The organism is Pseudonocardia halophobica (assembly GCF_027922425.1).
GTDB classification, from domain to species: Bacteria; Actinomycetota; Actinomycetes; order Mycobacteriales; family Pseudonocardiaceae; genus Pseudonocardia; species Pseudonocardia halophobica.
Window position 1 is genome coordinate 1 of the sequence record NZ_BSFQ01000074.1, and the last position, 9,994, is coordinate 9,994.

Annotated in this window: 10 protein-coding genes; 8 read left to right on the forward strand and 2 right to left on the reverse strand. The window is 72.2% G+C overall.

From position 1 onward, the window contains the following. Together PKE99_RS36870 and PKE99_RS36875 are read right to left on the reverse strand one after the other, a co-directional pair. Window positions 1–262, reverse strand: a 262-nt coding sequence (locus tag PKE99_RS36870; protein ID WP_271214976.1) for an enoyl-CoA hydratase-related protein, incomplete at its 3' end; no start/stop codon positions are given. Window positions 263–264: 2 nt separating this feature from the next. Next, window positions 265–597, reverse strand: a complete 333-nt coding sequence (locus tag PKE99_RS36875; protein WP_156068117.1) for an ANTAR domain-containing protein — start codon at window positions 595–597, stop codon at window positions 265–267. A 225-nt stretch (window positions 598–822) separates the two neighbouring features. Between PKE99_RS36875 and PKE99_RS36880 the strand changes: the two genes are divergently transcribed. From PKE99_RS36880 to PKE99_RS36915, 8 genes are all read left to right on the forward strand, one after another. Next, window positions 823–1,548 (forward strand): GntR family transcriptional regulator, encoded by a 726-nt coding sequence (locus tag PKE99_RS36880; RefSeq protein ID WP_037054602.1) that lies wholly within the window; start codon window positions 823–825, stop codon window positions 1,546–1,548. A gap of 106 nt (window positions 1,549–1,654) precedes the next feature. Then, window positions 1,655–2,467: an N-acyl homoserine lactonase family protein gene (locus PKE99_RS36885; RefSeq protein WP_037054600.1), complete on the forward strand. Its 813-nt coding sequence runs from the start codon at window positions 1,655–1,657 to the stop codon at window positions 2,465–2,467. Continuing rightward, window positions 2,464–3,753 (forward strand): hydroxyacid-oxoacid transhydrogenase, encoded by a 1,290-nt coding sequence (locus tag PKE99_RS36890; protein WP_037054598.1) that lies wholly within the window; start codon window positions 2,464–2,466, stop codon window positions 3,751–3,753. Before PKE99_RS36885 ends, PKE99_RS36890 begins: the two co-directional genes overlap by 4 nt. 92 nt (window positions 3,754–3,845) lie before the next feature. Then, window positions 3,846–4,361: an FmdB family zinc ribbon protein gene (locus tag PKE99_RS36895; protein WP_051738393.1), complete on the forward strand. Its 516-nt coding sequence runs from the start codon at window positions 3,846–3,848 to the stop codon at window positions 4,359–4,361. Between the two features lie 34 nt (window positions 4,362–4,395). After that, entirely contained in the window at window positions 4,396–7,275 is a 2,880-nt protein-coding gene (locus PKE99_RS36900) for an FAD-binding and (Fe-S)-binding domain-containing protein (RefSeq protein WP_231498525.1), read from the forward strand. A 142-nt stretch (window positions 7,276–7,417) separates the two neighbouring features. Beyond that, window positions 7,418–8,164 (forward strand): sensor histidine kinase, encoded by a 747-nt coding sequence (locus PKE99_RS36905; RefSeq protein WP_156068116.1) that lies wholly within the window; start codon window positions 7,418–7,420, stop codon window positions 8,162–8,164. A gap of 82 nt (window positions 8,165–8,246) precedes the next feature. Beyond that, a complete protein-coding gene (locus PKE99_RS36910) occupies window positions 8,247–8,993 on the forward strand; it encodes a DUF998 domain-containing protein (protein WP_051738392.1) in 747 nt (248 codons plus the stop codon). A 29-nt stretch (window positions 8,994–9,022) separates the two neighbouring features. Further along, complete coding sequence (locus tag PKE99_RS36915) at window positions 9,023–9,856, forward strand: aldo/keto reductase (protein ID WP_037054593.1); 834 nt, start codon at window positions 9,023–9,025, stop codon at window positions 9,854–9,856. Window positions 9,857–9,994: the final 138 nt, after the last annotated feature.

The following is a 9,994-nucleotide window of genomic DNA, read 5'->3' on the forward strand; positions in this document are numbered from 1 at the left end:
CCTTGGGGGAGGGTCCGTTGCCGGTGAGCAGCACGGCGCCGACGTCGGCGGAGGTGCGGGCGTGTTCGAGGGCGGTGTGGAGCTCGTCGACGGTGTGCGGGCGGAAGGCGTTGCGGACCTCGGGGCGGTCGAAGGCGATCCGGACCACCCCGCAGTCCACCGCCCGGTGGTAGGTGATGTCGGTGAACGAGAACCCCGGCACGGCCGCCCAGGCCGCGGGATCGAACGTCTCGGACACGAAGTCGGATGCCGCGCTGGTCACGCTCACGAATCTAGTGCGCGCTCTGCCGCCTGCAGCCTGCGCACCTCGTTGTCGAACGCCGCGGCGATGTCGGGCGGGAGCGGCTTGTCGGCCGGCAGCGCCGCGACGATCTCGCCGGCGACCTCGCGCAACTTGCGGTTCGAGCTCTGGGAGACGGCGATCAGCACCCGGAAGGCCTGCTCGTCGTCGCAGCGGTGCACCATCATGATCATGCCCTTGGCCTGTTCGATGGCGGGACGGCTGCGGAGTGCGGTCTCGAGCTGCTCGACGCGTTCGAGCAGCGCGGACTCTCGAGAGGCCTCGTCCGGGCGCGACGGATCGAGGTCGTCGGGCATGTCCACCTGTCCAGCGGGTCTCGGTCTACCGGGGACCGCGGGCCTCGCTGCTGGACCTGCGCCGCAAGACGTTATCAAGCGGGCGGCCGCGCCCCGGAGCGGACACCCCGGGACCACCGGACGTCCGCGCGGTGGCGGCCACGCGTCCTCCGGATGGTGCCGCGGGTCCCGATTGACCGGTGACGTGTCGCATGCCACTCTCGCCCCGGTGCAGGGTGGCACCGGATGAAGCAGCTCCCCGAGACCGCGAGCGTCAACGCGCAGGTCCTCGCCTCGCTCCGCGCCGCGGTGATCACCGGCGAGCTCGCGCCCGGCAGCCTGCACTCGGTGCAGAACCTCGCCACCCAGCTCGGTGTGTCCCGCACCCCCGTCCGCGAGGCCCTGATCAAGCTCGCCCAGCAGGGCATGGTGCGCTTCGAGCGCAACCGCGGCGTCCGCATCCTGCTGACCTCCCTGCACGACCTGGAGGAGGTCTTCGCCCTGCGGCTGCTGCTGGAGCCGCCGGCGGTGCGGCGCGCGGTCACCCGGCTCGACGGGAACCAGAAGCGCGAGCTGCGCCGCATGTTCGCGCACATGGAGAAGGCCGCGAAGGCGGACGACGAGTTCACGATGTTCGAGCACGACCGGCGCTTCCACCGGGTCCTGCTCGAGGCCGCGGGCAACGCGCGGCTGGCCGCGTTCGTCGACGGGCTGCGCGACATGGTGCTGCGCCGCGGTGTGTCGACCGCCCGCGAGTCGCGCAGCCTCGACGACATCGTCGCCGAGCACCGGGCGATCCTCGACCTGATCGAGGCGGGCGACGCCGAGGGCGCGGCGAAGGCGATGCGCGAGCACGTCCGGCACACCGCCGAGCTGCTCATCGCGCAGGAGGCGGGCGCGGACCTGGGGCCGGGACTCGCCGCCGTCGACATCGACCTGGACTGGACGCTGGCCGCCCGTGACCAGGACTGACCGATCGAGACATCGCCATGCGTTGACGAGTGGCATGCCACATGCCACGGTTCCCAGGGAATCGCGCGTGTGACGCGCGCGACCCTCCAGTGCCGAAGGGACCACGATGGCCACTGCGAACAAGCTCAGCGTCATCCCGTGCGGGGCGATGCACGCCGACCTCACGTTCCTGCTGCTCAAGCCCGGGGTGAGCATCCGTGCCCGCTCCGAGAAGGACTCCCAGATCACGTGGACGGAGGTCCCGACGCACTGCGTGCTCGTCGAGACCGACGAGGGCAAGCTGCTCTGGGACACCAGCTGTCCGAGCGACTGGGAGACCCGGTGGAAGCCCACCGGGCTGCAGGAGTTCTTCCCCTACGACCAGGTCGAGGACGACGAGTACCTCGACGCCCAGCTCAACAAGATGGGCGTCGGCCTCGACGAGATCGACTACGTGGTGCTCTCGCACCTGCACTTCGACCACGCCGGCAACGCGCAGATGTTCAAGAACACCAACGCGAAACTGCTGTGCTCGGACCGCGAGAAGGAGTTCGCCCTGAACTTCGAGGGCGACTTCAACGGCGCCCACCTCAAGGCCGACTACGAGGGCCTGAACTGGGAGACCGTGTCCGGTGACGTCGATCTGCTGCCCGGCGTCAAGCTCATCCAGACCCCGGGCCACACCGTCGGCTGCATGTCCATGCAGGTCGACCTGCCCGACAGCGGGACCATGATCTTCACCTCGGACGCGGTGTACCGCGGCGAGAGCTACGGCCCGCCCGCCGCGCCCGCGGCGATCGTGAACAACCTGGAGCAGTGGTTCCAGAGCGTGGAGAAGCTGCGCGGCATCCAGGAGGAGACCAACGCGCAGATGATCTTCGGGCACGACCCGAACCAGATCAAGGAGCTGCGCAAGGCACCGGAGGGCTCGTACACGTGACCACTCCCGAACTGACCGAGGAGACGATCTTCACCTGGGGTGCTCCGCCCCTGAAGTTCGGCGCCGGCGCGATCGACGAGGTCGGCTTCGAGCTGAGCCAGTACGGCGTGCGGCGGGTGCTGATCGTCACGGACCCCGGGGTCAACGCCCTGGGGGCGCCGCAGCGGCTGGCCGACAACCTCAAGCGCTACGAGATCGAGTCCGAGGTGTTCGACGGCGTGCACGTCGAGCCGACGGACGACTCGATGAACAAGGCCACCGAGTACGCCCGGGCGCAGGGGCCGTGGGACGGCTTCGTGGCCGTCGGCGGCGGGTCGGCCATCGACACGGCCAAGGCGATCAACCTGCTGACCAGCCACCCCGGCGAGCTGATGGACTACATCAACAAGCCGATCGGCAACGCCAAGGTGCCGCCGGGCCAGCTCAAGCCGCTGATCGCCGTGCCGACGACGGCGGGCACGGGCTCGGAGTCCACCGCCATGTGCGTGCTGGACATCCTGTCGATGAAGGTCAAGACCGGGATCAGCCACTGGCGTCTGCGCCCGACCCTGGCCGTCATCGACCCGCTGCTCACCATGTCGCTCCCGCCGCAGGTCACGGCGTCGGCGGGGATGGACATCGTCTGCCACGCGCTGGAGAGCTACACGGCGCGGTACTACACGACCTTCGACCGCAAGAAGCCCGAGGAGCGGGTGACCTACTGCGGCTCGAACCCCGTGTCGGACCTGTGGTGCGAGAAGGCGATGAACCTCATCGCGCAGTCCTTCCGCAAGGCCGTGCACGACGGCGCCGAGGACGTCGAGGCGCGGTCGAACATGATGATGGCGGCGACCTTCGCCGGCATGGGCTTCGGCAACTCCGGCGTGCACATCCCGCACGCCAACGCCTACCCGATCGCCGGCATGGTCAAGGACTACGTGCCCGAGGGCTACCCGCCGGACGAGCCGATGGTCCCCCACGGCCAGTCCGTGTCGCTCACCGCGCCGGAGGCCTTCCGGTTCTCCTTCGACAGCGCGCCCGAGCGGCACCTGCGGGCGGCCGAGCTGATGGACCCGCGGGCCGACAAGGTCAACGACCCCAAGGAGCAGCTGCCGTCCGTCCTGGTGCGGCTGATGCAGGACATCGGCATCCCGAACGGGATCGGCGGGGTCGGCTACACCGAGTCGGACGTCCCCGACCTCGTGCCCGGCACGATGAAGCAGCAGCGCCTGCTCGCGACGTGCCCGCGGACCCCGAGCGAGGACGACATCGCCGACATCCTGACGAAGTCCGTCGAGAACTGGTGACCTCGCGTCACCCCCGTTGAGCGGACGGCACTTTCGCTCACACCTGGTGAGCGAAAGTGCCGTTCGTCACCTGAGTCCGAAGGATCGTTCGAGTGCCGATCTACGTCTTCCGGTGCGAGTGCGGTGTGCGCTTCGAGCACCTGGCGTCCATGTCCGACACCACCGCCCCGGGCTGCCCCGTCTGCGGCGGCGCGACCCGCAAGGTCCCGGCCGGCTTCTCGCTCGGCGGCCAGGCGAACCCCGGCCTGAGCAAGGACGAGATGCCGCAGACGTGGAAGGGCGTCTACGACGGCAACTCGGAGTACATCGACAAGATGCGCCGGACCTGGGACGCGCGGCAGAAGCTCGAGGAGAAGTACCCCGAGATCGCCGGCGACCAGCGGCCGATCCTGGCGCACGAGGGCAAGTACCACGACGCCCCGCTGCGCGCGGGGGACATCCAGCTGTCCGGCACGGCACCGATGCCCGGCCAGGGCGTCGCGGGCCACGGTCACGGGCACGGCCATGGTCAAGGTCACGGCCACGGGCACGCGGAGAAGGCCGCCGCCCCCGCGAAGAGCGAGCCCGCCCCCGCTCCGAACCCCACCCCGCCCGGCGGGTCAGACTGAACCCGTGAGTGCGTACGTCCCGACCGACCCCGCCGTGTCCGACGCGGGAACCGAGACCGACGCGGCGGCCGCGCTGGCCGCCGACCTCCGCCGGGTCGTCGGCGGGGAGGTCCGGTTCGACCCCGCGCACCGCGCGATGTGGTCGGCCGACGCCTCGAACTACCGCAAGGTGCCGATCGGCGTCGTGTCGCCGCGGGACGAGGCCGACGTCGCGGCGGCGCTGGCCGTGTGCCGCGAGCACCGGGTCCCCGTGCTGCCCCGCGGCGCGGGCACCTCGATCGCCGGACAGGCCGTCAACACCGCGGTGGTGCTGGACTTCACCCGGCACATGAACAGGGTGCTGGAGCTCGACCCGGAGGCCCGGACCGCGCGCGTCCAGCCCGGGGTGATCTGCGACCAGCTCCGGGACGCGGCGGCCCCGCACGGGCTGACCTTCGGCCCCGACCCGTCGACCCACAACCGCTGCACGATCGGCGGGATGATCGGCAACAACGCCTGCGGGTCGCACTCGGTGGCCTGGGGCAAGACCGTCGACAACACCGTGGGCCTGGAGGTCCTGACCTACCGCGGCGAGCGGCTCGACACGGCCGCGCCGCAGGGCGAGATCCCGGCGAAGCTGCGCGCGCTGGCCGACCGGGTCGGCGACCGCGTCCGCGAGTCCTTCCCCGACCTCACCCGCCGGGTCTCCGGCTACAACCTCGACCAGCTGCTGCCGGAGAACGGGTTCGACCTGGCCCGGGCGCTGGTCGGGGCGGAGGGCACGCTCGCCACCACGGTCGCCGCGACCATGAAGCTGGTCGAGTCGCCGCCGGCCCGCGCCCTGGCCGTCCTCGGCTTCCCCGACGCGTACATCGCCGCCGACAACGTCATGGTCGTCCGCGAGCACTCCCCGCTGACCATCGAAGGCATGGACGCCGGGCTGATCGCCGCCCTGCGCGCCCAGAACCCCGTCGAGACGGGCTGGAAGGCGCTGCCGCCCGGCGGGGGCTGGCTCTACGTCGAGACCGGCGGCGCGACCCGGCAGGAGGCCGAGGACAAGGCGCGCGCCGTCGCGAAGGCGATGAAGTCGTACGGGCTGACCGAGGCCGTCGTCGAGTCCGACCCGAAGCGGATGAAGGCGCTGTGGCGGATCCGCGAGGACGGCGCGGGCATCCTCACCCGCAGCCCGGACGGCGGCGAGGCCTGGCCGGGCTGGGAGGACGCCGCCGTCCCGCCGGAGAAGTTCGGCTCCTACCTGCGGGAGTTCGACCGCGTGCTCGAGCGGCACGGGCGCAAGGGCGTCTACTACGGCCACTTCGGCGACGGCTGCCTGCACGTCCGGATCGACTTCGACCTGCTCACCGAGCCGGGGATCGCGAACTTCCGGGCGTTCATGGAGGACGCGGCCGACGCCGTCGTCGCCCACGGCGGGTCGCTCTCCGGTGAGCACGGCGACGGGCGAGCCCGCTCCGAGCTGCTGCCCCGGATGTACCCGCCGGACGTGATCACGGCGTTCGAGGAGTTCAAGGGTGTCTTCGACCCGGACGACCGGATGAACCCGGGCTGCATCGTGCGCTCCGCGCGGATGGACGAGGACCTGCGGATCTTCGTCGGGATGCCGACGATGCCGGACGAGCCGCAGCTCGCCTTCACCCACGACCGCGGCTCGTTCACCCGGGCGACCCGGCGTTGCCTGGGCGTGGGCAAGTGCGTGACCGCGCACGGCGGGGTGATGTGCCCCAGCTACCGGGCGACCGGCGACGAGAAGCACTCCACCCGCGGGCGGGCCCGGCTGCTGTTCGAGATGGCCAACGGGCAGGTGGTCACCGGCGGCTGGCAGGACGACGACGTCGCCGACGCCCTCGACCTCTGCCTGTCCTGCAAGGGCTGCAAGACCGACTGCCCGGTCGGCGTGGACATGGCCGCGTACAAGACCGAGTTCCTCGCCAACCGCTACAAGAACAAGCTGCGTCCGGCCTCGCACTACTCGATGGGAGCGCTGCCGCGCTGGTTGCGGCTCGTCGGGAAGCTGCCGGCGGGCGCGGTCGACGGGCTGAACGCGCTGGCCCGGGTCCCGTTCCTGGCCGGGCTGGCCAAGCGGGCCGGCGGCATCGCGCCGGAGCGCGGGATCCCGGCGATCGCCCGCGAGACGTTCACCACGTCGGCCCGGTCCCGCGCGCTCGTCGAGGGCCCGGCGCGGCACGCGCCGCGCGGGCGGCTGCTGCTGTGGCCGGACACCTTCACCGAGCACTTCGACCCCGGCATCGCCGACGACGCCGTGGCCGTCCTGGAGTTCCTCGGCTACGCCGTGGAGCTGCCCCCGCGCACGGTGTGCTGCGGGCTGACCTGGACGTCGACCGGGCAGGTCGGGGCGGCGCGGCGGGTGCTGCGCCGGTCGCTGCGCACGATCGAGCCGTGGCTGACCGAGGGCGTGCCGGTCGTCGGGCTGGAGCCCTCGTGCACCGCGGCCCTGCGCGCCGACGGCGAGGAGCTGCTTCCCGAGGAGCCGCTGGCCAAGGCGATGTCCGGCGGGGTGCGCACCTTCGCCGAGCTGCTGGCCGGGCACGTCGACGAGCTGCGCGAGGCGGTCTCGGGCCCCGGCGCCCGGGCGCTGGTGCAGCTGCACTGCCACCAGTACGCGGACCTGGGCTCGGAGGCCGACCGCGCGGTGATGGCGGCGCTCGGCATCGACGCGGAGGTGCTCGACTCGGGCTGCTGCGGCCTCGCCGGCAACTTCGGCTTCGAGAAGGGCCACTACGAGGTCTCGATGGCGGCGGCCGAGCGGGTGCTGCTGCCGGCGGTCCGCGGGGCGGCGCCCGACGTCGAGGTCCTGGCCGACGGCTTCTCCTGCCGCACCCAGCTCCGCCAGGCGGGCGCCCGGGAGCCGGTGCACCTCGCCCAGCTGGCGGCACGGGCGCTGGGCCTGGGGAAGTAAGGGCCGGCTTGCTGTCGGACGGTCGAGCTCACTCAACCGGGTGGACGGTCGACCCGCGTCACCTCCGGCGTAATGCCGACGATCTTCCCGGCGATGTTCCGGAGGGAACGGCACGAACGGGAGCACCGCGATGAACGGCCTCATGAGCACGGTCCGGGAGATCACCCAGGGCGGTCCCGCCCGCGCGTCCACCACGTGGCTCGGCTCGCTGGTCGGCACCGTGGCCGAGACGCTGCGCGTGCCCTTCGCCGCCCTCGAGGTCGACGGCCGGATCGTGACCGGCGTTGGGGCCTGGCCGGAGCGCGTGGAGCGGGTGCCGCTGGGCTACGGCGTCGAGACCGTCGGCGCGCTCGTGCTGCCGCCCGTCCGGCGCCGGGACGCCCTGCTGCTCGACGCCCTGGTGGGCCAGCTCGCGCAGGCCGTCCGGGCCGCGTCGGTGGCCGAGTCCGCCGTGCACGCCACCCGCGAGCTCGCCGGCGCCCACGTGCCCGGCGGCCTGGTCGCGGCCCTCACGGCCGCCGCCCGCGCGCTCGGCGGCGCCGCCGTCGAGGTGTGGCCGCTGCCCGCCCTGGACCCCGCCGTCGAGGCCGCGGCGTACCGGATCGCCGTGGAGGCGCTCACGAACGCCGCGCGGCACGCCCCCGGTGCCCCGGCGCGCGTCCGGATCCGGGCGCGGGGGGACTTCCTCGACGTCGCCGTGACGGACGGTGGCCCCGGCGTCCCGGCGGGGTTCACCGCCGGCACCGGCGTGCACGCCATGCGCGGCTGGGCCGCGGCCGTCGGCGGGGTCTTAGTGGTCCGCCGAGGCCTGCCCGGCACCCTCGTCGAGGCCATGCTCCCGCTGGTCCCGGCCCCCGTGGTGCCGGCCCAGCGCACACCGGTGGACTGACCGGACGGCACGCGGGAACCTCGCCGGTACGACAGATCGTTGAACGGTCGACCATCGACCGAGCGACCGGGAGGCCGGACACGTGGAGCACGACACCGCGGCGACTCGGGACACCGTGGGGCGTGCGTTCGCGCTGGCCGGCCTGGTGGGTGCCGGGATCGCCGTCGTCCTGATCCTGGGGCTCACCCTCGCCGTCAGCCGGGTCGACCCGGTCCGCCGCACCATCAGCGAGTACGCCCTGCACCCGGACCTCAAGCCGGTCTTCGACGTCGGCGTTCTGGCCTTCGCCGCCGCGGCCCTGTGCGTGCTGGTCGCGCACGCGCGCGCCGGCCTGGTCCGGGCCGTGTCGGGTGCCTCGTCGGGCCTGGTGCTGGCCGCCGTGGGGCTGGTCGCCGTCGTGGTGTTCGAGAAGACGAACTGGGCGGTCGGCCCGAGCGTGGGCGGCACCATCCACCGCTACGCCAGCCTCGTGGCCTTCCTCGCCCTGCCGGTCGCCGCGATCCTCGTCGCCCGCCGGTACCGCCGCGCGGCCGCGCCGGAGCGGGGGCCGTGGGCCCGGCCGGCGGCGTGGGTGCGGTGGCTCGCCGTCGCGTCGCTGCTGTGGTTCACCCCGATCCTCGTCGGCTTCGCGCAGCGCCCGTTCACCGGCGTGTCCTGGTGGCAGGCGGTCCCGTTGGGCCTGATCGAGAGGGGGCTGGCGCTCACCGAGGTGCTGGTCGTGGTCGCGCTGGGCCTGTGGGGGCTGGCGGCCGCGCGGCGCACGCCCGTCGCGCCTTCCCCGGACGTCGTCGCGGATTCCCGGTCCGGGCGTGAGATGTCCCGCGATTGACCCGTCCGCGCGCGCGGTATCACGGATGCATGGTTCCGACGATCACGCTCAACGACGGTGTCCGGATCCCGCAGTTCGGCTTCGGCGTCTTCCAGATCGACCCGGGGCAGGCGACGGTCGACGCCGTGAAGCAGGCGTTCGACGCGGGCTACCGCCACATCGACACCGCTCAGATGTACGGCAACGAGGAGGGCGTCGGGCAGGCGATCGCCGAGTCCGGGCTCTCCCGGGACGAGATCTTCGTCACCACGAAGCTCAACAACAGCCGGCACGGCCGGGACGAGGCGCAGAAGGCGCTCGAGGAGAGCCTCACCAAGCTCGGTCTCGACCACGTGGACCTCTACCTGATCCACTGGCCGCTGCCGAAGCGCGACGACTACGTGGAGACCTGGCGCGGGCTCGAGCAGGCGAAGGCCGCGGGCAAGGTCCGCTCCATCGGCGTCTCGAACTTCCAGGTGCCGCACCTGGACCGGCTGGCCGCCGAGACGGACACGGTGCCCTCGGTCAACCAGATCGAGCTGCACCCGACCTTCACCCAGCCCCAGCTGCGCCAGTACCACCGGGACAACGCCATCGCGACCGAGGCGTGGAGCCCGATCGGCCAGGGCGGCGCGCTGCTGAAGAACGAGCTCCTCACCTCGCTCGCGGAGAAGTACGGCAAGAGCCCGGCGCAGATCGTGCTCCGCTGGCACGTCCAGCTCGGCAACGTCGTGTTCCCCAAGTCGGTGACGCCCTCGCGCATCGCGGAGAACATCGACGTCTTCGACTTCGAGCTGGCCGACGACGACGTCGCGACGATCAGCGGCCTCGACAAGGGCGACCCCGGCGCCCGCCTGGGCCCGCACCCGGACGAGTTCAACTGACATCGTGGCGATCAGGGTGGCCCCGCCCGATGGGTTCTCCATCTGAGATGTCATGGCCCTACCCCGGGCCGCCTTGAAGGATGAGAATCTGGGCGGGGTCGGCTGTGCTCGTTCGCGCTTGGTGCACGTGAACCCGAG